Origin of the sequence: Herbiconiux sp. VKM Ac-2851, assembly GCF_013205105.1 — a bacterium.
Lineage (GTDB): Bacteria > Actinomycetota > Actinomycetes > Actinomycetales > Microbacteriaceae > Herbiconiux > Herbiconiux flava.
Genome location: NZ_JABMLJ010000002.1, coordinates 1062775 through 1086540 on the forward strand (window position 1 = coordinate 1062775; position 23766 = coordinate 1086540).

General features: G+C 69.8%; 21 protein-coding genes. 16 read left to right on the plus strand and 5 right to left on the minus strand.

Annotation, left to right across the window (positions count from 1 at the left end):
* Positions 1 to 8 precede the first annotated feature (8 nt).
* Complete coding sequence (locus tag HQQ85_RS11590; protein ID WP_173182620.1) at positions 9 to 1331, plus strand: FAD-binding protein; 1323 nt, start codon at positions 9 to 11, stop codon at positions 1329 to 1331.
* A gap of 71 nt (positions 1332 to 1402) precedes the next feature.
* Here HQQ85_RS11590 and HQQ85_RS11595 read toward each other — a convergent pair whose 3' ends face one another.
* Together HQQ85_RS11595 and HQQ85_RS11600 are read right to left on the minus strand one after the other, a co-directional pair.
* Positions 1403 to 3199 carry a M1 family metallopeptidase gene (locus tag HQQ85_RS11595; RefSeq protein WP_216851629.1) on the minus strand — a complete coding sequence of 599 codons (1797 nt, stop codon included), beginning with the start codon at positions 3197 to 3199 and terminating at the stop codon, positions 1403 to 1405.
* Between the two features lie 13 nt (positions 3200 to 3212).
* Positions 3213 to 4175 carry a DMT family transporter gene (locus HQQ85_RS11600; protein WP_173182621.1) on the minus strand — a complete coding sequence of 321 codons (963 nt, stop codon included), beginning with the start codon at positions 4173 to 4175 and terminating at the stop codon, positions 3213 to 3215.
* A gap of 39 nt (positions 4176 to 4214) precedes the next feature.
* On the opposite strand from HQQ85_RS11600, the gene HQQ85_RS11605 reads away from it, so the two are divergent.
* The 5 genes from HQQ85_RS11605 (at position 4215) to nrdF (ending at position 8860) form a co-directional block, all read left to right on the plus strand.
* Complete coding sequence (locus HQQ85_RS11605; RefSeq protein WP_173182622.1) at positions 4215 to 4718, plus strand: MarR family winged helix-turn-helix transcriptional regulator; 504 nt, start codon at positions 4215 to 4217, stop codon at positions 4716 to 4718.
* 342 nt (positions 4719 to 5060) lie between these two features.
* Positions 5061 to 5300 (plus strand): glutaredoxin-like protein NrdH, encoded by a 240-nt coding sequence (gene nrdH / locus HQQ85_RS11610; RefSeq protein WP_173182623.1) that lies wholly within the window; start codon positions 5061 to 5063, stop codon positions 5298 to 5300.
* Positions 5301 to 5308: 8 nt separating this feature from the next.
* Complete coding sequence (nrdI, locus tag HQQ85_RS11615; RefSeq protein WP_371741865.1) at positions 5309 to 5713, plus strand: class Ib ribonucleoside-diphosphate reductase assembly flavoprotein NrdI; 405 nt, start codon at positions 5309 to 5311, stop codon at positions 5711 to 5713.
* Positions 5698 to 7845, plus strand: a complete 2148-nt coding sequence (gene nrdE, locus HQQ85_RS11620) for a class 1b ribonucleoside-diphosphate reductase subunit alpha (RefSeq protein WP_271206339.1) — start codon at positions 5698 to 5700, stop codon at positions 7843 to 7845. The genes nrdI and nrdE overlap by 16 nt, the downstream gene beginning before the upstream one ends.
* Before the next feature lie 34 nt (positions 7846 to 7879).
* The gene (gene nrdF / locus HQQ85_RS11625) at positions 7880 to 8860 is read left to right on the plus strand and encodes a class 1b ribonucleoside-diphosphate reductase subunit beta (RefSeq protein ID WP_173182624.1); all 981 of its coding nucleotides are present in this window, start codon (positions 7880 to 7882) and stop codon (positions 8858 to 8860) included.
* Positions 8861 to 8923: 63 nt separating this feature from the next.
* Here the strand turns inward: nrdF and HQQ85_RS11630 are convergent, their stop codons facing one another.
* From HQQ85_RS11630 to xylB, 3 genes are all read right to left on the minus strand, one after another.
* On the minus strand, positions 8924 to 10258 hold the full coding sequence (locus tag HQQ85_RS11630) for a cellulase-like family protein (protein WP_173182625.1): 1335 nt from the start codon (positions 10256 to 10258) through the stop codon (positions 8924 to 8926).
* Positions 10255 to 10695: a hypothetical protein gene (locus tag HQQ85_RS11635; RefSeq protein ID WP_173182626.1), complete on the minus strand. Its 441-nt coding sequence runs from the start codon at positions 10693 to 10695 to the stop codon at positions 10255 to 10257. Before HQQ85_RS11635 ends, HQQ85_RS11630 begins: the two co-directional genes overlap by 4 nt.
* Positions 10696 to 10779: 84 nt before the next feature.
* Positions 10780 to 12234 (minus strand): xylulokinase, encoded by a 1455-nt coding sequence (gene xylB, locus HQQ85_RS11640; RefSeq protein WP_173182627.1) that lies wholly within the window; start codon positions 12232 to 12234, stop codon positions 10780 to 10782.
* A gap of 125 nt (positions 12235 to 12359) precedes the next feature.
* Between xylB and HQQ85_RS11645 the strand changes: the two genes are divergently transcribed.
* The 10 genes from HQQ85_RS11645 (at position 12360) to HQQ85_RS11690 (ending at position 23739) form a co-directional block, all read left to right on the plus strand.
* Positions 12360 to 13022, plus strand: a complete 663-nt coding sequence (locus HQQ85_RS11645) for a PadR family transcriptional regulator (protein ID WP_173182628.1) — start codon at positions 12360 to 12362, stop codon at positions 13020 to 13022.
* The gene (locus HQQ85_RS11650; protein ID WP_173182629.1) at positions 13019 to 14500 is read left to right on the plus strand and encodes an MFS transporter; all 1482 of its coding nucleotides are present in this window, start codon (positions 13019 to 13021) and stop codon (positions 14498 to 14500) included. Before HQQ85_RS11645 ends, HQQ85_RS11650 begins: the two co-directional genes overlap by 4 nt.
* Before the next feature lie 222 nt (positions 14501 to 14722).
* Positions 14723 to 15244: a hypothetical protein gene (locus HQQ85_RS11655; RefSeq protein WP_173182630.1), complete on the plus strand. Its 522-nt coding sequence runs from the start codon at positions 14723 to 14725 to the stop codon at positions 15242 to 15244.
* Between the two features lie 197 nt (positions 15245 to 15441).
* Positions 15442 to 16500: a LacI family DNA-binding transcriptional regulator gene (locus HQQ85_RS11660; protein WP_173182631.1), complete on the plus strand. Its 1059-nt coding sequence runs from the start codon at positions 15442 to 15444 to the stop codon at positions 16498 to 16500.
* Between the two features lie 160 nt (positions 16501 to 16660).
* Complete coding sequence (locus tag HQQ85_RS11665) at positions 16661 to 17359, plus strand: L-ribulose-5-phosphate 4-epimerase (protein ID WP_173182632.1); 699 nt, start codon at positions 16661 to 16663, stop codon at positions 17357 to 17359.
* The gene (gene chvE, locus HQQ85_RS11670; protein ID WP_371741866.1) at positions 17356 to 18483 is read left to right on the plus strand and encodes a multiple monosaccharide ABC transporter substrate-binding protein; all 1128 of its coding nucleotides are present in this window, start codon (positions 17356 to 17358) and stop codon (positions 18481 to 18483) included. Before HQQ85_RS11665 ends, chvE begins: the two co-directional genes overlap by 4 nt.
* A gap of 111 nt (positions 18484 to 18594) precedes the next feature.
* Complete coding sequence (gene mmsA, locus HQQ85_RS11675) at positions 18595 to 20133, plus strand: multiple monosaccharide ABC transporter ATP-binding protein (RefSeq protein WP_173182633.1); 1539 nt, start codon at positions 18595 to 18597, stop codon at positions 20131 to 20133.
* A gap of 34 nt (positions 20134 to 20167) precedes the next feature.
* Positions 20168 to 21409, plus strand: coding sequence for a multiple monosaccharide ABC transporter permease (mmsB, locus tag HQQ85_RS11680; protein ID WP_173182634.1), 1242 nt, complete (start codon positions 20168 to 20170; stop codon positions 21407 to 21409).
* A 68-nt stretch (positions 21410 to 21477) separates the two neighbouring features.
* Positions 21478 to 22935 carry a sugar ABC transporter ATP-binding protein gene (locus HQQ85_RS11685; protein WP_173182635.1) on the plus strand — a complete coding sequence of 486 codons (1458 nt, stop codon included), beginning with the start codon at positions 21478 to 21480 and terminating at the stop codon, positions 22933 to 22935.
* Positions 22936 to 22971: 36 nt separating this feature from the next.
* Positions 22972 to 23739, plus strand: a complete 768-nt coding sequence (locus HQQ85_RS11690; RefSeq protein WP_173182636.1) for a type II CAAX endopeptidase family protein — start codon at positions 22972 to 22974, stop codon at positions 23737 to 23739.
* Positions 23740 to 23766: the final 27 nt, after the last annotated feature.

The following is a 23766-nucleotide window of genomic DNA, read 5'->3' on the forward strand; positions in this document are numbered from 1 at the left end:
GGGCGGGCATGAGCGCGGTCGGGCCGAACTGGGCCGGAAGCTACGAGTACGGGGCCTCGGCCCTGCTCCGTCCGTCGTCGCTCGACGAGCTCGTGTCGCTCCTGCAGTCGTCGCCGCGGCTGCGGGCGCTCGGCTCGCGGCACTCCTTCAACGACGTGGCCGACAGCCCGGGCGTGTTGGTCTCGGTCGACGCGCTGTTCGGCGACGAGGAGCCCGTGCTCTCGGAGTCGGACCGCACGGTGACCGTCGGCGCGGCCACCCGCTTCGCGGCGCTCGCGGCGTTCCTCGAGCCGCGCGGCTGGGCGCTGCACAACCTCGGATCGCTGCCGCACATCTCCATCGGCGGCGCCATCGCGACCGGCACCCACGGCTCCGGCGTCGGCAACGGCAGCCTGTCGACCGCGGTCGCCGCCCTCGAGTACGTCGACGGCGCGGGATCGCTCGTGCGCATCGCGCGCGGCGACGAGGGCTTCGAGGGCTCGGTCGTCGCGCTCGGGGCGCTGGGCATCGTCACGCAGGTGACCCTCGACATCCAGCCGAGCTACCAGGTGCGGCAGGACATCTTCGTCGACCTCTCGTGGGAGGCCGCGCTCGACGGCTTCGACGAGATCATGGCCGCCGCGTACAGCGTGAGCCTGTTCGGCGACTGGGGCGACGCAGGGTTCAAGCAGGCGTGGGTGAAGACGCGGCTCGACGGCGTCGGCTCCGGTGCGGGTTCGACCTCGGCTACTCCGGCCTCGTCGACGGCTTCTGCGCCGTTCGCGTACGCCGACTCGTTCTTCGGGGCGCGGCCGGCCGGGTCGAAGGTGATGTCGCCCGCGGGCGACGACCTCGACAACACCACCGTGCAGGGCGGCGTGCCCGGGCCGTGGTCGGAGCGGCTGCCGCACTTCCGCGCCGACGTCACGCCCAGCGCGGGCGACGAGATCCAGACCGAGTACTTCGTCTCCCGGGCGGATGCGCGGGCCGCCCTCCTGGCCGTGCGCGCCCTCGGCGACCGCCTCCGCCCCCACCTCCTGGTGACGGAGCTCCGCACGATCGCCGCCGACGCCCTCTGGCTCAGCCCGGTGTTCGGACGCGACAGCCTCGCGATCCACTTCACCTGGAAGTCGCACCCCACCGAGGTGCGGGAGCTGCTGCCGTCGCTCGAGGCGGCGCTCGCTCCGTTCGACGTGAGGCCGCACTGGGGCAAGTGGTTCACGCTCGACGCGGCCGAGCTGGCGCCGAAGTACGAGCACCTCGCCGACTTCGCGGCCCTCGCGGAGTCGCGCGACCCCGCGCACCGCTTCCGCAATCCCTACCTCGCCCGCGTGCTCGGCCTCCCGGCCTGACTCACGGAGCAGTGACGCGAAAGGCCCTTCCCGTGACGGGGAGGGCCTTTCGTCGTCAGGACCCGTGACGATCAGTCGAGGGCGGGCTTGCCCGCCGAGTAGATCCAGGTGTCGAAGAAGGCCGTGAGGTCGTCGCCCGAGACCTGCTCGGCGTAGGCGACGAACTGCTCGGTCGAGACCGCGGTGCCCGCGTGCTCGGTGGCCCAGCCCTTCAGGATGGCGAAGAAGTCCGCGTCGCCCACCTCGGTGCGGAGCGCCTGCAGCGTCATGCCTCCGCGGGTGTAGACCGCTCCGTCGAAGATGCCGGCGGCACCGGGATCGGCGACGACGGTCTGCCAGAACGAGCTCGTCCCGGGGATCGAGTCGTAGGCGTCCTGGAACGCCTCCTGCGTGCTCGGTCCGCCGTGCTCGGCGGCCCACAGCCACTCGGCGTAGGTGGCGAAGCCCTCGTTCAGCCAGATGTCCGACCAGCGCTGCATCGACAGGCTGTCGCCGTACCACTGGTGGGCCAGCTCGTGCACGACCACGCTCGGGTCGGCATCGGCCGGGAACGCCCACGCCGGGTAGATCGGCCGCGTCTGGTTCTCGAGCGCGTAGGGCAGGTCGTCTTGCACGGTCTCGCCGGTGTCGGGGTCGACGTGCTCGCCGATGTAGCCGATGGCGAGCCCGCCCGCCTCGGAGAACGGGTAGTCGCCGAAGTACTGCGAGAGGAAGGAGATGACCTGGGGCTCGCTCTCGAAGATGGTCTTCGCCACGTCGCCGACCTTCACGCCCGGGGTGCCGTCGACGTCGCGGTCGAAGAGCGTCGGGTCGATCGCGTCGTAGTAGGTGATGCCGTCGGCGCCGGTCTCGCTCGTGACCGTGTAGTCACCGAGCGTCGCCGTGGCGAGATAGGTGGCCATCGGCTGCTCCATCTCCCAGTCGAACGTCGTCTGCCCGTTCGCGGTGCTCTGACCGGCCAGCCGGCCGTTGCCGACCACCTGAAGGCCCTCGGGAACCGTCATGCGGGTCGAGAAGGTCGCTTTGTCGGAGGGGTGGTCGTTCGACGGGAACCAGCTCGCGGCGACGCGGGGCTGCCCGACGACGACCGCGCCGGTGGGGGTGGCGAACACGCCGGCGGGGCCGAACGCGTCGGAGATCTCGATCGGCACCCCGCTGTAGGCGACCGTCGTCGTGATGGTCGCCCCGGTGTCGATCCCGGCGAGGGGGATGACCGTGAGCTCCGTGCGCGGCGGAGTCGCGTCGCCGTCGGTCGAACCCGCGGCCTGCGGCTGCCCGGTCACGTCGCTGATCTGCGTGGACGCGAGGCTCCAGTCGGCGGCCTGGCCGTTCACCGTGACGGCCGAGATCGTGATGTAGTCGGTGCCGTCGACCGCGCGGGTGTCGAAGTCGAGGTTGAACGCCGAGAGGTTCTGCGTCGCCAGCGCGGTGACCGTCGCCGTGCCCGAGAGCACGTCGGTGTCGGGGGCGTAGGCGAGGTCGAGATCGTAGTGCTGCACGTCGTAGCCGCCGTTGCCGTCGAGCGGGAAGTACGCGTCGCCGATGCCGGCCGCTCCGGGCTGGTAGTCGACGGGGGAGGGGGTGGCCGTCGGCGTGATGATCGGAGCCGGGGTGCTCGGCATCGGCGACGGCGTGGAACCGGGAGGGCACGGAGCCGCGGCGCTCGCCGGAGCCGGCGCGAAGCCGCCCGAGGCGACGAGGGCGAGCACGAGCAGCGGGATCGCGGCGAACGCCGCCGTCTTTCCACGGCCGGCGCGGCGCCCGAGCAGCAGCCAGGCGGCTGTTCCCCCGCCGATGGCGAGGAGCCCCAGGGCCAGCAGCAGCGGCCAGGACTCGAAACCGGTGGCGGCAAGCACACAACTCGTCACGGACGACCTCATCTCAGTTCGGTGACGCGACCCTATCCGACGCCGTGTCGCCCGCGCCACCCGACGGGACATCCCGTCTCATACCTTTAACACGAGCCCTCCTGAGCAGGAGTGGACGCTGCCCGATCAGCACCCCGCCGAGCACCAGCGCCGTGCCCACGGCCTGCGCCGGCCCGAACGCCTCGCCGGCCAGCAGGGTTCCGAGCAGCACCCCCGTCACCGGGTTCAGCAGCCCGATCAGCCCCACCGATCCGGCCGGCAGATGCCGCAGCCCCGTGAACCAGGCCGCGAAGGCGAGTGCCGTGGCCACGAGCGAGACATAGCCGAACCCCGCGAAGGCCGGCCCGTCGAGCGGCGGCGGCGGGCCTTCCCGCAGCAGGGCCACCGGCAGCACCGCGAGCCCACCCGCCACCAGCTGCCACGACGTCAGCGAGAGCACCCGGATGCCCCCGCCCCACTTCTTGGTCAGCACGAACCCCACCGACGACATCGCCATCGCGCCGAGCGACGCCGCCACCCCGAGCCCGAGCTCCCCGCCCGCCCCGGCCCCGCCGGCGCCACTGAGGCCGCCGCCCAGCATCAGCACCACCCCGCCGATGCCGACGGCGGCCCCGAGCAGTCCCGCGGCCCGCGGCCGTTCGCGGAGGAGCGGCCACGCCACGAGCATCAGCACCCCCGCCGACGACGCCATCAGCGTCGACGCGGTGCTCGTCGGCAGCAGCTGCGAAGCCGCATAGATCAGGACGAAGAAGGCGCCCACGTTGAGCACGCCGAGCACCGCGGACTTCCACCACCAGTCGCCGCGGGGCCGCTCCCGCATCACGGCGAGCAGCAGGAGGCCGGCCGGCAGCGCCCGGAGCACGGCACCCCAGAGCGGGGCGTCGTCGGGCAGGAACCACCGCGTCACGAAGTAGTTCGACCCCCACGCGATCGGCGCGAGGGCCGTCAGCAGCATCCAGCGCCATTTAGCTTCCATGGAAGCGACTATAGCTTCCCGGGAAGCTATAGTCGAGGCATGGCAAGTCCCGAACCCGCCGACCGCGTCTCTGAGATCCAGGCGGCGTGGCGCCGCGAACGTCCCGACCTCGACGTCTCGCCGCAGGGCGTGATCGGCCGCGTGCACCGCCTCGCCGCGCACCTCACCGCCGAGCTCGTCGAGGTCTACGCCCGCTTCGGCCTCGGCGAGGGCGAGTTCGACGTGCTGGCGACGCTCCGGCGCTCGGGCCGTCCGTTCGAGCTGGCGCCGAGCGAGCTCGCCGGGCACACCATGGTCACGACCGGGGCGATGACCAAGCGCCTCGACCGGCTCGAGGCGGCCGGCCTGGTCGTGCGGCGAGCCGCGGGAGGCGACGGCCGACGCCGCGTGGTGGCGCTGACCCCCTCCGGCGTGGCGCTGATCGACGAGGCCTTCACCGCTCACATGGCCAACGAGGCGCGGCTGCTGGCCGGGCTGGCGGCTGATGACCGGGCCGCTCTGCAGCGCATCCTGTCGCACTGGCTGAACGACCTGGGCCTCTAGGGCGCGACACGCCCGACGCGCTCGATGTCGGTGGCCGAAGTTATCCTCAGGCCAGTTCCTCCGCTGTCTCCACAGGAGGGGTCGAAGTGGCGTCTTTTCGCGGAAGAGGCTGTGGAGGAGTAGTCGTGAAAGCTGTGCACAGATGTGGACGGCCTGTGGATAATTACACGGGTGTAACACTTCATCTAGGGGTGCTCGCCAGGTACGACAACTAGATGTAGTATTGAACTCCCGGGTCGGGGAGCGCGCCAGAACAGCGCGAACAGCCCGCAGAAACGCGGGTCAGCCCGCAGGAACACAGATCTTCCCGTTTTTTCATCGTTCGAGAAAGGTGCAGCACCTATGGCAATCACGGTCTACACGAAGCCCTCCTGTGTCCAGTGCACAGCCACGTACCGCGCCCTCGAGAACAAGGGTCTCGAGTTCGAGATCTTCGACCTCTCGGTCGACGAGAAGGCCCTCGAGACCGTCAAGGAGCTCGGCTACCTGCAGGCTCCGGTCGTCATGACCGACGACGGCGACCACTGGTCGGGCTTCCGCCCCGACAAGATCGCGGAGCTGGCGTCCCGCTCCGCCAGCTGATCACTCCGGTGTCCACAGACCTCATCTACTTCTCGAGCGTCTCGGGCAACACCCGGCGGTTCGTCGAGGGGCTGGGCCGGCCCGCCTCTCGCATCCCCCTCTATGCGCGCGAAGAGCGACTGAAGGCCACGGAACCCTACGTGCTCGTCCTCCCCACCTACGGTGGCGGAGAGACGGGTGGCGCCGTTCCGAAGCAGGTCATCCAGTTCCTCAACGACGAGGAGAACAGATCGCTCATCCGTGGCGTGATCGCTGCGGGCAACACCAATTTCGGCGAGGCGTACTGCCTGGCGGGCGACATCGTCGCGCGCAAGTGCAAGGTCCCGCTGCTCTATCGATTCGAAGTATTCGGAACACCGGATGACCGTGAGGCCGTCCAGATTGGATTGGACAGACTGTGGAAGCAACTCTGATCGACGCACCGACGGCGGCGCCGGCGCTCGACTACCACTCGCTCAACGCGATGCTGAACCTCTACGACGAGAACGGACTGATCCAGTTCGACAAGGACAAAGAGGCCGCGAAGCAGTACTTCCTGCAGCACGTCAACCAGAACACCGTCTTCTTCCACAACCTGAAGGAGCGCCTCGACTACCTGGTCGAGAAGGAGTACTACGAGCAGGCCGTGCTCGACCAGTACTCGTTCGAGTTCATCCAGCAGCTCAACGACCTCGCCTACTCGAAGAAGTTCCGCTTCGACACCTTCCTCGGCGCGTTCAAGTACTACACGAGCTACACGCTGAAGACCTTCGACGGCAAGCGCTACCTCGAGCGCTTCGAGGACCGCGTGGTCATGACGGCCCTCGGCCTCGCCCAGGGCGACGAGAAGCTCGCCACGAACCTCGTCGAGGAGATCATCGGCGGCCGCTTCCAGCCCGCCACCCCCACCTTCCTCAACACGGGCAAGGCCCAGCGCGGCGAGCTCGTCTCCTGCTTCCTGCTCCGCATCGAAGACAACATGGAGTCGATCGCCCGCGGCATCAACTCGGCGCTGCAGCTCTCCAAGCGCGGCGGCGGCGTGGCCCTGCTGCTGTCGAACATCCGTGAGGCCGGTGCCCCGATCAAGCAGATCGAGAACCAGTCCTCGGGCATCATCCCCGTGATGAAGCTCCTCGAAGACAGCTTCAGCTACGCCAACCAGCTCGGCGCCCGTCAGGGTGCGGGTGCGGTGTACCTCAGCGCGCACCACCCCGACATCATGAAGTTCCTCGACACCAAGCGCGAGAACGCCGACGAGAAGATCCGCATCAAGACGCTCTCGCTCGGCGTCGTGGTGCCCGACATCACGTTCGAGCTCGCGAAGAACGACGAGGACATGTACCTCTTCTCGCCGTACGACGTCGAGAAGGTCTACGGCCTGCCCTTCGGCGACATCTCGGTGACCGAGAAGTACCGCGAGATGGTCGACGACCCGCGCATCCGCAAGACCAAGATCAAGGCCCGCGAGTTCTTCCAGACTCTCGCCGAGATCCAGTTCGAGTCGGGCTACCCGTACATCATGTACGAAGACACCGTCAACAAGGCGAACCCCATCAAGGGCCGCATCAACATGTCGAACCTGTGCTCGGAGATCCTCCAGGTCAACACGCCGACGACCTACAACGAAGACCTCTCCTACGCCGAGATCGGCAAGGACATCTCGTGCAACCTGGGCTCGCTGAACATCGCGCTGACCATGGACTCGCCCGACTTCGGCACCACCGTCGAGACCGCCATCCGCGGCCTCACCTCGGTGTCGAACCAGTCGCACATCGCCTCGGTGCGCTCCATCGAGACCGGCAACGACCGCTCGCACGCCATCGGCCTCGGCCAGATGAACCTGCACGGCTACCTCGCCCGCGAGCGCGTCTACTACGGCTCGGAGGAGGGTGTCGACTTCACGAACATCTACTTCTACACCGTGCTGTTCCACGCGCTGCGGGCCTCGAACGCCATCGCCATCGAGCGCGGCGAGAAGTTCGACGGCTTCGACGACTCGACCTACGCCTCGGGTGAGTTCTTCGACAAGTACACCGACGCCGAGTGGGTGCCGGCCACGGCCCGGGTGGCCGAGCTGTTCGAGACCTCGAACGTGCGCATCCCCACGCAGGACGACTGGCGTGCGCTGAAGGCCTCCATCCAGGCCCACGGCATCTACAACCAGAACCTGCAGGCGGTGCCGCCGACCGGCTCGATCTCGTACATCAACAACTCGACCTCGTCGATCCACCCGGTGGCCTCGAAGATCGAGATCCGCAAGGAGGGCAAGATCGGGCGCGTCTACTACCCGGCGCCGTTCCTCACGAACGACAACCTCGAGTACTACGACGACGCCTACGAGATCGGTGCCGAGAAGATCATCGACACCTACGCCGCGGCCACGCAGCACGTCGACCAGGGCCTCTCGCTGACCCTGTTCTTCAAGGACACCGCGACCACGCGCGACATCAACAAGGCGCAGATCTACGCCTGGCGCAAGGGCATCAAGACGATCTACTACATCCGCCTGCGCCAGCTGGCCCTCGAGGGCACCGAGATCGACGGCTGCGTCTCGTGCATGCTGTGATGATCGTCGACACGACAACCCGAAGGACTCTCCGATGACCCCTCCCGAGCCGCTGAAGCTCCTCACCAAGGTGCAGGCGATCAACTGGAACCGCATCCAGGACGACAAGGACGTGGAGGTCTGGAACCGCCTCGTCAACAACTTCTGGCTGCCCGAGAAGGTGCCGCTGTCGAACGACGTGCAGTCCTGGGCCACGCTCACGCCGGCCGAGCAGCAGCTCACCATGCGGGTGTTCACCGGTCTCACCCTGCTCGACACGATCCAGGGCACGGTCGGGGCGGTCTCGCTCATCCCCGACTCGCTGACCCCGCACGAGGAGGCCGTCTACACGAACATCGCGTTCATGGAGTCGGTGCACGCCAAGTCGTACTCGTCGATCTTCTCGACCCTGTCGAACACGAAGGACATCGACGAGGCCTTCCGCTGGTCGACCGAGAACCCGAACCTGCAGAAGAAGGCGTCGATCGTCCTCGACTACTACCACGGCGACGAGCCCCTGAAACGGAAGGTCGCCTCGACGCTGCTCGAGAGCTTCCTCTTCTACAGCGGCTTCTACCTGCCGATGTACTGGTCGTCGCGGGCCAAGCTCACGAACACGGCCGACCTCATCCGCCTCATCATCCGTGACGAGGCCGTGCACGGCTACTACATCGGCTACAAGTTCCAGCGCGGGCTGGAGCTCGTCGACCAGGCCAAGCGCGACGAGATCAAGGACTACGCCTTCTCGCTGATGTACGACCTCTACGAGAACGAGGTGCAGTACACGCAAGACCTCTACGACGAGGTCGGCCTGACCGAAGACGTCAAGAAGTTCCTGCACTACAACGCGAACAAAGCGCTGATGAACCTCGGCTACGAGCCGATGTTCCCGAAGTCGGTCACCGATGTGAACCCGGCGATCCTCTCGGCCCTGTCGCCGAACGCCGACGAGAACCACGACTTCTTCTCGGGGTCGGGCTCCTCCTACGTCATCGGCAAGGCCGTCAACACCGAAGACGAGGACTGGGACTTCTAGCCCCACCTCTCGCCGAAGCCCCTCGAACCGTCCAGGTCCGAGGGGCTTCCGCGTTTCCGGAGGCTAGGGGTGGGCGAGGATCTCCGCCGTGAGGCGGCGCTGCCAGGCGACGTCGGCCCACATCGGGTGGTGCGGCGCCGCGTTCGAGCAGAGCACGACGCCCCAGACGCCGTGCTCGAGCGCGGTGCGGATACCGAGCTCGGCGAGGGAGCGGCCGATCGGGCCCTCCTCGAAGGTGCCGTGCAGGGGCGTGTAGCCGATCCAGCCCTCGCCGATCACCGCGGGCACGCCCTTCCAGCGTGCCCACTCCGCGATGGCGATGGTTCGCGACTCGATCTCCCGCTCCATCACGGCGCGGTAGGGGCCGTAGTTCTCGTAGAGCCAGGTGTCCCAGCGATCGGCGTCGAGCTGGTCGTAGCCGTAGATCATCTGGTCGGTGACGACGGTGGCCTCGAACTTCCAGGCGGCCGCGCGGCCGTACTCGGCCGGGTCGGGGGCGTCGGGGCGCAGGAGTTCGCGCAGGGCGGCGTTCGGGAATCCCTCGCTGCCCTCGGAGCGGATGTCGAGGCGCTGCTGCAGCGCATCCAGCACCCCGTAGCTGTAGACGTGGAACTGAGCCGCCCCCAAACCGTCGGGCAGCTGGTGCATGGCGAGGTGCGGCGGCTTGCCCCAGCTCGCCGTGACGAGCAGGTCGGGGTGGGCCTCCCGCAGCCGCTCGACCGCCTGTATGCCGCTCAGGGCATGCGAGTCGGATGCCGGTTCCGGCGACACGGCGGGGGAGACGGTGGCCCCCGCGAACTCGGGCAGCAGCGAGAAGTCGACCTCGTTGTGCAGCTCCACCAGCGCGATCGTGTCGCGGTGACCGGCGGCGGTGAGGTGCTCGATCAGCCGGCTCCAGGAGGCGGCGAGCAGCTCGTAGCGCGACTCCTCGGGGACGGCGTGGATGGCCTCGAACCAGCTGCTCGAGCGTGCGAACGCGGGGGACTGCTGGTACTCCCAGCTCGCCAGGATCACGACCACACCGTGCCGCGACGCCGCCTCGAACAGCTCGATCAGGCGGGCGCCCACGTCGAGCGAGTAGCCACCGGGCACGTCGTACCAGCGGGTGCCCTGGCCGTAGAAGCCGCCGCCGGGGGCGACTCCGAGACCCTCGATCGTCAGGTCACGCGCGAGCGACGCGAGCGGCCGGCCCTCGTGCGAGAGCTCGCCGAACAGCAGCAGGGGAGCGGCGCAGATGCGCACGGCGTTGTAGCCGCGCTCGACGGTCTCGGCGAAGGCGCGGTCGAGGTCGGCGAAGGGGCCGCCGGGCTCGGCCCGGGTGTACCAGGAGAAGTCCCACAGGCTGATGGCGAGCCGCGTCGGCAGGTGGGCCGGAACGGGGCCGGTCAGATCGGTCATGCGGGCAGCCTCTCGGTGGGGGTGGGCGATGGTGTCCACGACAGCAGCTCCTCGGCGCCCGCGAGCACCCGCAGCGTCAGCGCGGAGGGCTCTACCGGGCCCGCGAGTGGCAGCTCGACCACGAACGGCGAGCCCGGCGCGAGCGCCACCCACCACTCCCAGACCGTCATGCCGCCGGCCGGAGCGATGGCGGCGAAGAGGGTGCCCGTGACGGGCGGGGTCAGCGACGCGGGGGCGAACGGGGGCCCTTCGAGTCGCACTCGGGCCCGCGGCACGACGACGGTCGTCGAGACGCCGACGCGGGCGATCCGGCGCCGCCGCGCATCCGCTTCGACCGACATACTCACCGCACACGGCCCCACGCACCACGTCGACTGCTCGTCGCGCAGCGCGAGCGGGCCGCGGGGGAGAGCCGTGCGGGCGTCATCGGTCGTCACGGCATCGACACTACGGATGCGCGACCGCACCGCACCATGGCCGAAACCTCGCTCGACCTGGACGATCCGCCGACCGACGGAGCGTCAGCCCCGGGGCGAAACGGCGTGCGCCGCGTACTGCTCCCGGATGATCGGCCGATGATCCGGCGCCGGCGATCCCGCGAGCGAGATCGCCCAGGACGGCCGCGTGCCCGAGAGCACCCAGCCAGCCTGCACGGCGGCTCCGTCGGCCACGTACTCGCCCGGCAGCGGCACCGTCACGGGAACGTCGAACACCTGAGCCGCCACGGCCTGCACCGCCGGGTTGAGTGCCGCGCCGCCGATCAGCAGGATGCGCTGCGGCACGACCCCGACCCGACGCACCGCGTCCAGGCCGTCGGCCAGCCCGCAGAGCAGTCCCTCGATGGCGGCCCGGGCGAGCCCCGGCCGGGTGGTGGAGGCGAGGGTGAGGCCGAACAGGGTCGCGGTCGCGGTGGGGAGGTTCGGGGTGCGCTCGCCCTCGAAGTAGGGCTGCAGCACGAGGCCGTCGGAGCCGGCGGGCGCCTCGAGCGCCAGCGCCCCGAGCTCGGTGTGCGAGACCCCCAGCAGGGCGGCGGTCGCGTCGAGCACCCGCGCGGCGTTGAGCGTGGCGACGAGCGGGAGGAAGGCCCCCGAGGCGTCGGCGAAGCCGGCCACGGTGCCGCTCTCGTCGGCGGAGGGCTCGCTGGTGACGGCGAAGACGGTGCCGCTGGTGCCGATCGACACGACGACGTCGCCCTCGACGGCGCCGAGCCCGAGGGCCGCGCCGGCGTTGTCGCCCGCACCGGCACCCACGACGATGGCGGCCGGCACGTCGACCGACACCGGCGTGGAGGCAGAGGCGGTGAACGCGACCGTCGACCCGGCGGCCTCCGCCGGCCCCAGCACGCGTGGCAGCACCGCGTCGTGCCCGAGCGCCGCCACCAGCAGCTCACGGTCGTAGGAGCCGGTGCGGGGATTCCAGTACGAGGTGCCGCTGGCATCCGAGCGGTCGGTCACGAGTTCCTCGAGCACCGGCCCCAGGGGCGAGGCGCCGGCCGGCCCGTAGCCGCGCAGGCGCCAGGTGAGCCAGTCGTGCGGCAGCGCGACGGCGGCCACCCGCTCGGCCGCCGAAGGCTCGGCGTCGCGCAGCCAGCGCAGCTTGGTGGCGGTGAACGACGCGACCGGCACGGAGCCGGTGCGCTCGGCGAGGGAGGCGGCGCCGAACTCCTCGATCAGCTCCCGGGCGGCGGGCGCCGAGCGGGTGTCGTTCCAGAGCAGCGCCGGGCGGATGACCTCTCCGGCTTCGTCGAGCACCACCATGCCGTGCTGCTGCCCCGCGATCGCGATGGCGGCGACGTCGTCGAGCCCGCCGGCCGCGTCGAGCGCCGTGACCAGGGCGTCCCACCAGAACGCCGGGTCGACCTCGGTGCCGGCCGGGTGCGTGGCCCGCCCCTGGCGAACGAGCTCACCGCTCTCGAGGTCGCGGATCACGACCTTGCAGCTCTGGGTGGATGAGTCGATGCCGGCGACGAGCGTCATTGGTGTCTCCTGGTGCGGGTGAAAAAGTTTGCTTGCACAACATATTCGACGGATGCCCGCCGGGGCAATCCGGCGACGCCGATGCCGAGTTTGCGAACACCAACTACTCGTGCGAGAGTACTCCGGTGTCTCCGCTTCGTCTCTTCGTGCTCGGCTCGCTCGACGCGCGCGGAGCGATGCACGGGCACCAGCTCCGGCTGCTCGGCGAGGAGGAGCGCATCCACCTCTGGACCGACGTCAGCGTCGGCTCGCTCTACGGTGCCCTGAAGCGTTTGGCCGCCGACGGTCTGATCGCCGAGGAGCGCGTCGAACGCGAGGGCGCCTACCCCGAGCGGCAGGTCTACGCGATCACGCCGGCCGGACGCGAGGCGCTCGCCGCGCTCCGCGAGGAGGGCCTCCGCGCCATCCGCCTGAAGCACGACCCCTTCGATCTCGCGGTCACGCGCCTCGACCCCGCGCGGCTCGACGAACTGGCCCCCGAGCTCGAGCGCCGGATCGACGCCCTGCGGGTGCTGCTCGCCGAACAGCAGGAGCGCCTGGACCGCGCCCGCCCGCACCTCTCACTCGCCGAGACCTGGGTGATGGAGCACCGCTCCGACCGCGTGCGCGCGGAGATCGCCTCGCACGAGCGCCTCCTCGCCGCCGTGCCCGACATCATCGCCGACGAGCGCCGCCGCGCCGGCGCCCTCCCCGACCCGAAGGCGCCGGGCACCCACCGGCACGACGAACCCACCACAGCCAGCACGCCCGACACCCCCAGCACCCCCCGAAAGGCCCCCACCCCATGACCGAGACCGCCACCACCCAGGCGCCTCCCGCCGTTCCGGCCCGCGCCTGGCGTGCGCTGATCGTGCTGCTCGCCGGCATGTTCATCGCCCTGCTCGACACGACGATCGTGAACGTGGCGCTGCCGACGATCCGCACCAGCATCGATGCCTCCGAGGCGACCCTCTCCTGGATCATCTCGGGCTACGCCCTGGCGTTCGGTCTCGCCCTCATCCCGGCAGGCCGTATCGGCGACCGCATCGGCCACAAGTGGGTCTTCTTCACCGGCGTCGCCCTCTTCACCGTGGCGAGCCTCGCCTGCGGTCTCGCGATGGACAGCACGCAGCTCATCGTCGCCCGCGTCGTGCAGGGCCTCGCGGGCGGCATCTTCGTGCCGGCCGTGACGGCGTTCATCCAGCTGCTCTTCCCGCCGCAGTCGCGCGGCAAGGCCTTCGCCATCATGGGCGCCGTGATCGGCGTCTCGTCGGCTCTCGGTCCGATCGTCGGCGGTCTGATCATCCAGGCCTTCGGCGAGGAGTCGGGCTGGCGCCTCGTCTTCGGCGTGAACCTGCCGATCGGTCTCGCCACCCTCGTGGCCGCCGTCTTCCTGCTGCCCGGCCGCACGGCCGCCGCCGAGGGGGCCCCGGCCGAGCGCCCGAAGATCGCCATGGACTGGCTGGGCCTCGTGCTCGTCTCGGCCGCCCTGGTCGCGCTGCTCGTGCCGCTGATCGAGGGGCAGGACGAGGGCTGGCCGCTCTGGACCATCCTCTCGCTCGTCGCCGGCGCCCTGCTCCTCGTCGCCTTCGGCGCCTGGGAGGTGCGCTACACCCGCCGCGGCAGCATCCCGCTGGTGCCGCCGAGCCTCTTCCGTCATCCGGCGTTCACGGGCGGCGTCGTGCTCGCCCTGGTCTATTTCGCCTCCTTCACGAGCATCTTCTTCACCATCTCGCTGCTCTGGCAGGCGGGTCTCGGGCACACCGCGCTCGAGTCGGGCGCCGTCTCGATCCCGTTCGCCATCGGCTCCATCGTCGGCTCGAGCCAGAGCGCGCGACTGGCGCAGCGGCTCGGCCGCTCCGTGCTCGTGATCGGCACCGCGGCCGTGGTGGTCGGCCTCGCCGCCATCTGGGTCATCCTGCTGGTCACCCCGCCGGCCGACCTGACGAACTGGCTGCTGCTCGCCCCGCTGCTGATCGCCGGCGCCGGAAACGGGCTCTTCATCGCCCCGAACGCCCAGTTCATCGTCGCCACGGTGGAGCGCAAGGAGGCCGGTTCGGCCTCGGGCGTCATCAGCGCCATGCAGCGCGTCGGCAGCGCCATCGGCATCGCGGTCGTGGGCAGCGTGTTCTTCGGCTCGCTGGTCGTCGGGCAGGGGTCTCCGGATGCTCTCGCCACCGGCTTCGTGAACAGCTCCGCCCTGGCGATGGCCGTCAGCACGGGCTTCGCGGTGCTCGCGTTCCTGCTCGTCTTCGCGCTGCCCAAGCGCACCTCGACGGGCCACTAGAACACATTCCTGGGAAAACCCTTGCGCTCGGGGCCGGGCAGCCGCTAACGTCATTACCCGCGGCAACTCGGCCGCCATGAACGAAAGGGGAGGTGAACACCATGATTCCGAATCGGAACTTCGACATGGCGCTTCCCCCGTTCATGCGCGTCACGGCCTAGCCGCGACCCGAACGCCAGGAAGCGCCTCCATCGCTCGTCATCTCATGGAGGAAGACTTCCCGTGTTCACCGCATCAACCCGCTCGCACGACAGCGAGCTGCTCCTGTTCCATCAACACGACCCCGTCTCGGGGGTCGACTCCCTGCAGTTCGGCCGCGGTCTCGCGGCCGGCACCTACCGCCGGGACTGGACCTGGCTGGCCCTCGTCGACGACCGCCCGGTCGCCCGCGGCGTCTGGTGGGGCCCCGTCGGCTCGGTGCATCCCATCGAACTGCACTGCCTGATCGTCGACGCGTCCCTGCCCCACCCCGAGGTGTGGGCGTCGGCGCTGATCCGCTCGGCGCACCGCGCCTTCGCGGAGGCGGGAGCCATCCTGGCGCCCGACTTCGTGATCGAGGTGCCCGCCGCGACCCTGGTGTCCGACGAGGTGCAGAACGCCCTCTCCTGGCGCCGGGAGGCGGCCGTCGCGGCCGGCCTCACGGTGCTCGGCGAGACCGCGCTCGAGGGCGGAGTGCAGCAGCTGCGGCACTCCGCCCGGGCCGTCCCGGCGCCCCGCGGCACCCGCGTCCACGCGGGTGTGTAGCGGGGCCCGGCGGTCACGCCGACCATCGGTGTGACTGTCACACGCTCGTCCCCCACGTCGGGACGTGTGCGTGTGACAGTCACATCGGCCTCCGCTCCGCATCCCCGGCTCACAGTTCCGGCCACCCCGGCGGCGTGCATAATGTAAGGGCGTTCACGCCGTGTGAACGTGCACATCAGCACCAGAGCAGGTACGGGATGAACGAGCCCTCGGCGGAGGCCAAGCGCCCCCGGGCGCCGAGCATCCGCGATGTCGCGAAGCTCGCGGGTGTCTCGCACCAGACCGTCTCCCGGGTGCTGAACAACCACCCGAGCATCCGCGACGAGACCAAGGCCCGCGTGCTCGAGGTGATGGGCGAGCTGAACTACCGCCCCAACCGTGCGGCGAGAGCCCTGGTCACGAGCCGTTCCCGCGCCATCGGCGTGCTCACCTCCTCGCGCTCGGAGTACGGGCCGGCCTCGAGCATCAAGGCCATCGAGGAGGCCGCGCTGCTGCACGGCTACCTGGTGGTCACCGCCAACGCCGACGGCACCGACCGGGCCTCGATCGCCCGGGCCATCACGCACCTCCTCGACCAGGCGGTCGAGGGCATGGTGGTCATCGCGCCGCAGGTGCGCGTGTTCGACACCCTGCACGAGCTGAACCTAGACCTGCCCTACGTGACCCTGCAGTCCACCGGCCGGCAGGGCGACCACTCGCTCTCCGTCGACCAGATCGAGGGGGCGAGACTCGCCACCCGGCACCTGATCCAGTTGGGCCACCGCGGCATCTACCACCTCGCCGGCCCCCAGGACTGGGTCGAGGCCGAGGCGCGGATGGAGGGGTTCCTGCGCGAGATGAGCGACCAGGACGTGCCCACCACGGCCCCGATCCTCGGCGACTGGACGGCGGAGTTCGGCTACTACGCCGGGCTCGAGCTGCTGCGCGTGCGCGACTTCACGGCGATCTTCTCCTCGAACGACCAGATGGCGCTGGGGCTCATCCACGCGATCCGCGACGCCGGGCTCGACGTGCCGGGCGACATCAGCGTGGTCGGTTTCGACGACATCCCCGAGGCCGCGCACTTCTGGCCGCCGCTCACGACGGTCAGGCAGGACTTCGCCGAGCTCGGCCGCCGCTGCGTCGCGCTCCTGGTCTCGGCCGTCGGCGACGACGCGTCGGGGGAGGGCCCGGTCGCCGAGGCTCCGCTGCAGTGGCCCGGGTCGTTGCTGCCGACTCTCGTTGTGCGGCGCTCCACGGCCCCGCCTCCCGCCTGATCGCGCGGAACCCCCCGAACTGGGCGCATCCGCTCGGTTACCGAACCGAGACCATCGCCGACTTGACAGGCTCGGCCGCCATGGGCGTAATATCAATCCGATGTGACCGTTCACATGAACGAATTTGTGAACGGTCACACAAGACGAAGGGGTCATGAGGATGACGATGCGAGCCGAACTCGAGGTGGGCATCGCCCGCTTGCGGGCGGAGATCGCTGGTCTGCACTCCGAGCTCACGCGCTACGAGCTCGTGGTCTGGACGGGCGGGAACATCTCGGGTCGTGTGGTCGGCGCCGACCTGTTCGTCATCAAGCCCTCCGGTGTCTCCTATGAAGACCTGGCACCGGAGAACATGATCCTCTGCGACCTCGAGGGCACGGTCGTGCCGGGCACGCCCGGTGCCGCCCGCGCCCCCTCGGTCGACACCGCGGCGCACGCCTACGTGTATCGCAGCATGCCGGAGGTCGGGGGAGTGGCCCACACCCACTCGCCCTACGCCGTGGCCTGGGCGACGCTCGGGGAGCCCATCCCCTGCGTCACCACGACCATGGAAGCCGAGTTCGGGGGCGAGATCCCCGTCGGGCCGCTCGCCCGGATCGGCGACGACTCGATCGGGCGGGGGATCGTCGGCACGCTGGCGGGCCACCGCTCGCCGGCCGTTCTGATGCAGAGCCACGGCCCCTTCACCATCGGCCCGGATGCCCGGACCGCGGTGAAGACGGCGGTGCTCGTCGAAGACGCCGCGCGGGTCGCGCACCTGGCCCGCCAGCTCGGCGAGCCGCGGGAGCTCACTCCCTCAGCCACCAGTCCGATCACGACGAAGAAGTCCTACACCACATCACGAAAGGAAACACAGTGAAGATCAAGACACTGCTCGCAGGAGTCGCCGCCGGCGCCCTGATGGTCAGCCTGGCCGCCTGCTCCAGCGGGGGCAGCAGCTCGGGCGGCGGTGAGGGCGGCGGAGACGGCGGCCTCATCGGCGTCGCGATGCCGACGAAGTCGTCGGAGCGCTGGATCCAGGACGGCGACGCCGTCAAGTCGCAGCTCGAGGACGCCGGCTACACCGTCGACCTCCAGTACGCCGAGGACGACATCCCCACCCAGGTCTCGCAGATCGAGAACATGATCACCAAGGGCGCCAAGGCCCTGATCGTCGCGTCGATCGACGGCACCACGCTCACCAGCGTGCTGCAGGAGGCCGCCGACAACGACATCCCCGTCATCGCCTACGACCGCCTCATCCGCGACACCGAGAACGTCGACTACTACGCGTCGTTCGACAACTACAAGGTGGGCGTGCAGCAGGCCAACTCCGTGCTGAACGGCCTCGGCCTCGTCGACCTCGACGGCAACGCGACCGACGGTGCCCCCGCCGGCCCGTTCAACATCGAGCTGTTCGCCGGTTCGCCCGACGACAACAACGCCACGTTCTTCTGGAACGGTGCGATCGACACCCTGCAGCCCTACATCGACAAGAAGGTCCTCGTCGTCAAGAGCGGCCAGGAGGCCTTCGAGCAGGCCGCCACGCTCCGCTGGGACGGCGAGACCGCCCAGAAGCGCATGGAGAACCTGCTGACGTCGACCTACTCCGACGGCTCCAAGGTCAACGCGGTGCTGTCGCCCTACGACGGCATCTCGCGCGGCATCATCTCGGCCCTGACCGACGCCGGCTACTCCGTCGGCGCTGAGTGGCCCGTCATCTCGGGCCAGGACGCGGAGCTCGACTCCGTCAAGGCCATCGAGTCCGGCGAGCAGTACGCCACCATCTTCAAGGACACCCGCGAGCTCGCGACCGTGGCCGTCAAGATGGCCTCGGCCCTGCTCGAGGGCAACGAGCCCGAGACGAACAACACCGAGGACTACGACAACGGTGTGAAGGTCGTCCCGTCCTTCCTGCTCGAGTCGCAGATCGTGGTCAAGGACAACATCGAGGACACCCTCGTCAAGTCCGGCTACTGGACCGAAGAAGAGATCAAGGGCTAGTCAGCCCCACTGAGACCCCCGCCCCGGTCGCGCGAGAGCGCGGCCGGGGCGCGGGGGTCTCGCCCCACCCGGCGTACGGCGTACGAGGCAAGGAAGCAGGTAATCCACGACATGTCCGATGACAGGACGAACATCCTCGAGATGCGGAGCATCACCAAGACGTTCCCCGGCGTGAAGGCGCTGCAGAACGTGACGGTCGACGTCCGCCGCGGCGAGGTCCACGCGATCTGCGGGGAGAACGGCGCCGGCAAGTCGACGCTGATGAAGGTGCTCTCGGGTGTGTACCCGCATGGCACCTACGAGGGTGACATCGTGTTCGAGGACGAGGTCGTGCAGTTCCGCGACATCCGTGACTCGGAGGCGAAGGGCATCGTGATCATCCACCAGGAGCTCGCCCTCAGCCCCTACCTCTCGATCGCCGAGAACATCTTCTTGAACAACGAGTTGAAGGGCCCGTTCGGCCTGATCGACTGGAACAAGACCAACCACGAGGCCGCCGCGCTGCTCGCGCGGGTCGGTCTGAAGGAGAACCCCACCACCAAGGTGCGGGACATCGGCGTGGGCAAGCAGCAGCTCGTGGAGATCGCGAAGGCGCTGTCCAAGCGCGTGAAGCTGCTCATCCTCGACGAGCCGACCGCGGCCCTGAACGACGAGGACTCCGACCACCTGCTGAACCTCATCCTGCACCTCAAGGAGCAGGGCATCACGTCGATCATCATCAGCCACAAGCTGAACGAGATCAAGAAGGTCGCCGACTCGGTCACCGTCATCCGTGACGGCAAGACCATCGAGACGATCTCGAAGAACGACGTCACCGAGGAACGCATCATCAAGGACATGGTGGGGCGCGACCTCGAGCACCGCTACCCCGACCACACCCCGCACATCGGCGAGGAGATCCTCCGCGTCGAGGAGTGGACCGCCCACCACCCCCAGGACCCGACCCGCGTCATGGTCGACGACGTGAACATCACCGTCCGCGCCGGCGAGATCGTCGGCATCGCGGGCCTGATGGGCGCCGGCCGCACCGAGTTCGCGATGAGCCTGTTCGGCCGCAGCTACGGCTCCAAGATCTCGGGCCGCGTCTTCGTCAAGGGCAAGGAAGTGAAGACCCGCACGGTCGCCGAGGCGATCGAGAACGGTCTCGCCTACGCCACGGAGGACCGCAAGACCTACGGGCTCAACCTGATCGACGACATCAAGCGCAACATCTCGATGGCGTCGCTGGAGAAGCTCGAGCGCTTCGGTCTGGTCGACGACGGCAAGGAGTTCCAGGTCGCGAACTCCTACCGCACGAGCATGAACATCAAGGCGCCGAGCGTGCTGGCGAAGACCGGGAAGCTCTCGGGCGGAAACCAGCAGAAGGTCGTGCTGTCGAAGTGGATCTACTCCGACCCCGACGTGCTGATCCTCGACGAGCCCACCCGCGGCATCGACGTGGGTGCGAAGTACGAGATCTACAGCATCATCAACAAGCTCGCGGCCGAGGGGAAGGGCATCATCGTCATCTCCTCCGAGCTGCCGGAGCTGCTCGGCATCTGCGACCGCGTCTACGCCCTCTCCGAGGGCCGGATCACCGGCGAGCTGCCCATCGCGGAGGCCACCCCCGAGGCCCTGCTCAAACTCATGACCATGGAAAAGCCCCGCTAGCCCGCGCGCTGACGGAAGAGGAGAATCAACGACCATGTCCGACCTGGAAACCAAGCCGTCCGACGCGACGGCCGCGGGCGCGCAAGTCAACCCCGTCGAGAACAAGTTCACCGAACGGCTCAGCCACATCCTGGGTGACCTCGGCAAGAACGGCATCTTCATCGCGCTCGTGCTGGTGGTGGTGCTGTTCAGCATCCTGACCAACGGCATCCTGCTGCGCCCGCAGAACATCTCCAACCTGATCGTGCAGAACGGCTACATCCTCGTTCTCGCGATCGGCATGGTGATGGTCATCATCGCCGGCCACATCGACCTGTCGGTCGGTTCGGTCGCCGCGTTCGTCGGTGCCGTCTCGGGTGTGTTCGCCGTCCAGTGGGGTCTGCCCTGGTGGCTCTCGATCATCCTGTCGCTCGCCGTCGGTGCCCTGGTGGGCGTCTGGCAGGGCTTCTGGATCGCCTTCGTGGGCATACCCGCGTTCATCGTGACCTTGGCGGGCATGCTGATCTTCCGCGGACTCGCCCTCGTCGTGCTGGGCAACGCCAACATCGGCTCGTTCCCGACCGAGTACCGTGCCCTCGGCAACGGCTTCCTCACCGACCTGTTCGGTGAGTTCGAGCTCGACCCGCTGACCCTCGGCATCGCGGCGATCGCGATCATCGCGCTGTTCGTGTCGCAGTTCCGCACCCGCCGGGCCCGCCAGAGCTACGGCCAGGAGGTCGAGCCCTTCGCCTGGTTCGTCGCCAAGCTGGTGCTCGTCGCCGTGGCCGTCGGCCTGTTCGCCTACGCCCTCGCCACCTACAAGGGCATCCCGGTCACGCTGATCGTGCTCGCCGTGCTCGTGCTGATCTACGGCACGGTCATGAACCGCTCGACCTTCGGCCGTCACGTCTACGCCATCGGCGGCAACCTGCACGCCGCGGAGCTGTCGGGCATCAAGACCCGCAACGTCACCTTCTGGCTGTTCGTGAACATGGGCGTGCTGGCCGCGCTCGCCGGCCTGATCTTCACCGCCCGCCTCAACCTGGCCGGCCCGAAGGCCGGTGACGGCTTCGAGCTCGAGGCCATCTCCGCCGCCTTCATCGGCGGCGCGGCGGTGCAGGGTGGTGTCGGCACCATCGGTGGCGCCATCATCGGTGGTCTGATCATCGGTGTGCTGAACAACGGCATGTCGATCATGGGCATCGGCATCGAGTGGCAGCAGGCCGTCAAGGGCCTCGTGCTGCTGCTCGCGGTCGCGTTCGACGTCTACAACAAGCGCCGCTCCGGCGGTCGCTGAGCCTCGGCTCCGCCTCTCCGCATGAGCATTCGGCGGGTGTCCACCCGGCCCGGTATAGGGTCGCGGTCGTGACACCCGCCGAATTCCGTTTCACCCTCCCCGGCGGCGACGAGCTGGTCGCGCGGTCCGGGGCGGTGGTCGCGGTCTGCGCCGGCGACGAGTCGGGCGCCGATGCGCTCGCGCGCCAGGTCGCCGAGCGGATCACCTCCGGCGCCTCCCCGGTCTACACCTGGATCGACCGCCGCCGGGGCCTCGTGCCGGCACTCGACGTCGCCGAGAACATCTTCATGGGGCACGAGCGCCGACGCGCGCGGGGCCTCTTCCGTGGAGGCATCGACTGGAAGCGCACCCGCGACGACGCCGCAGCACTGCTCGCCGGCCTGGGCTCGACGCTGCGGCCGGTCGACCGCGCCGGTGACGCCGGCGAGTTCGACCGGCTCGTGATCGAGATCGCCCGGGCCGAGGCCCGCGGGGCGTCGGTCGTCGCGCTCGACGAGCCGTCGGCGCGGCTCTCCCCGGCCGAGACAGCCCGGCTGCTCGAGGTGCTCTCGGGTCTCGCCATCCGGGGCACCGCCGTGCTGGTCGTGACGCAGCGCCCGGCCGAGGCGCTCGGCTATGCCGACGAGCTCGTGGTGCTGCGCGGCGGCGCGATCGTCGGCGTCCATCCGAGGGCGTCCTGGGCGGGCTCGGCCGCCGACCGCGAGGTCATGCGCGACCGGGTGCTCGCCGAGCTGGTGGGGCCGACGGATGCGCGTCCGGCCGCCCCGGCAACGCCGCCGTCCGCCGGCAGCCCGCTCCTCCGCGTCACCGGCTGGAGCACCTTCGACCCGGTCGAACCCGAGCGCGCCCTCGTCTCCGACGCCGGGCTGGAGGTGCGAGCCGGCGAGATCGTCGGCGTCGCGGGCCTCCGCGACTCGGGGGCCGAGTCGCTGCTGCTCAGCGTCTACGGCCGCTCCGAGGGCACCGCCACCACGGGCACCGTCGAGGTCGACGGCCGCCTGGTCGACACCTCCACCGTCGAGAAGGCCATCGCCGCCGGCCTCTTCCTCGCCACCACCTCGGCCCCCCGCTACCGGGTGCGCTTCGTCGGCGGCATCGCCATGCCCGTCTCGGCCTCGAAGCTGCCGGCCCTCGTCTCGCTCGGCCTGGTCGACCGCGACAGCGACACCGCCCCGCGCGAAGGCCTCGGCGCCACGATGCTCGGGGCCGCCCGCGCCCTCGGCAAGGGCGGCGACGAGGCGGGCCACATCCGCGGCCTGGTCGCGGCCTTCCCCGCCTCCGACCGCCGGGTGCTGATGCTCGGCGAACCGTTCCGCGGGTCGACGGATGCGCAGCGGGCCGACATCGTCGCCCACCTCGAGGCGGCCCGCGCCGCCGGCAAGGCCGTCGTGATCGCCTCGGCCGACCTCCCGGCCCTGCTCGCGCTCTGCGACCGCGTCGTCACGATGGCCGCCGGCCGCGTGACCGGCGAGGTGCACGCGGGTGCCGAGCCCGCGGCCGTCGGGGCGCTCCTCGCCCCCGCGTGACGCGGTCACGCCATGATGCGGTCGCCAGGTGACGCGGTGACGCCGAACGAGACCGCCCAGCCCCGCGAGGTGCGCTGGGGCCTCGTCGACGTGGTCGCGGGCATCGCCGCCTTCGCCGTGCTGTCGGCTGTGGCTCGGGTGCTCGTGCGGCTCCCCGGGGTCGGTGGCGAACCGGCGCTGGTGCTCGGCATCGAGCAGGTGGTGGGCGGCTGGCTGCCGCTCGTCGCCGTGGTGCTGGTCGCCACCTGGTGGCGCGGACGGCGGAGCCTCCGCCTCGACTTCGGGCTGCGCATCCGGCCCGTCGACCTCGTGGTGGGGCTCGGCGTCGGGGTGGGGCTGCGGCTCGCGGCGCTCGGCCTCGCCGAGCTCGTGCGGCAGGCGACCGGCACCCGGGCCACGGCGTTCTCCGGGGGTGTGGGCGACCCGGTGCTGTTCGTGCTGTTCGCGGTGCTGGCCGCCTCCGTCGTGTCGCCCGTGGTCGAGGAGCTCTACTTCCGCGGTCTGGTGCTGCGCTCGATCGAGCGCGCGGTCGCTCCGGCCGGGTCGACGGATGCGCGGCGGCGCCGGGCCGCGACGATCGCGGTGCTCGGCTCGGCGCTGCTGTTCACGGCGTTCCATCTCGACGGCGTGCCCGAGACGGCCGCCGCCGCGTCCCGCCTCCTCACCCTGTTCGTGGTGGGGATCGTGCTGGGGCTGATGGCGGTCGTGACGAAGCGGCTCGGGCCGTCGATCGTGGCGCACGGCGCCTTCAACCTCACGGTCGCCGTGCTCGAGATCGTGACCCCGCCCGCGGTGACGGGCTGAGCCGAGAACCGACCCGCCCGACCGCTC

Coding starts and splice junctions, on each gene's coding strand:
- HQQ85_RS11590 (WP_173182620.1), top strand. CDS start 9: ATGAGCGCGGTCGGGCCGAACTGGGCCGGAAGCTACGAGTACGGGGCC.
- HQQ85_RS11600 (WP_173182621.1), bottom strand. CDS start 4,175: ATGGAAGCTAAATGGCGCTGGATGCTGCTGACGGCCCTCGCGCCGATC.
- HQQ85_RS11605 (WP_173182622.1), top strand. CDS start 4,215: ATGGCAAGTCCCGAACCCGCCGACCGCGTCTCTGAGATCCAGGCGGCG.
- nrdH (WP_173182623.1), top strand. CDS start 5,061: ATGGCAATCACGGTCTACACGAAGCCCTCCTGTGTCCAGTGCACAGCC.
- nrdF (WP_173182624.1), top strand. CDS start 7,880: ATGACCCCTCCCGAGCCGCTGAAGCTCCTCACCAAGGTGCAGGCGATC.
- HQQ85_RS11630 (WP_173182625.1), bottom strand. CDS start 10,258: ATGACCGATCTGACCGGCCCCGTTCCGGCCCACCTGCCGACGCGGCTC.
- xylB (WP_173182627.1), bottom strand. CDS start 12,234: ATGACGCTCGTCGCCGGCATCGACTCATCCACCCAGAGCTGCAAGGTC.
- HQQ85_RS11650 (WP_173182629.1), top strand. CDS start 13,019: ATGACCGAGACCGCCACCACCCAGGCGCCTCCCGCCGTTCCGGCCCGC.
- HQQ85_RS11660 (WP_173182631.1), top strand. CDS start 15,442: ATGAACGAGCCCTCGGCGGAGGCCAAGCGCCCCCGGGCGCCGAGCATC.
- HQQ85_RS11665 (WP_173182632.1), top strand. CDS start 16,661: ATGACGATGCGAGCCGAACTCGAGGTGGGCATCGCCCGCTTGCGGGCG.
- mmsA (WP_173182633.1), top strand. CDS start 18,595: ATGTCCGATGACAGGACGAACATCCTCGAGATGCGGAGCATCACCAAG.
- mmsB (WP_173182634.1), top strand. CDS start 20,168: ATGTCCGACCTGGAAACCAAGCCGTCCGACGCGACGGCCGCGGGCGCG.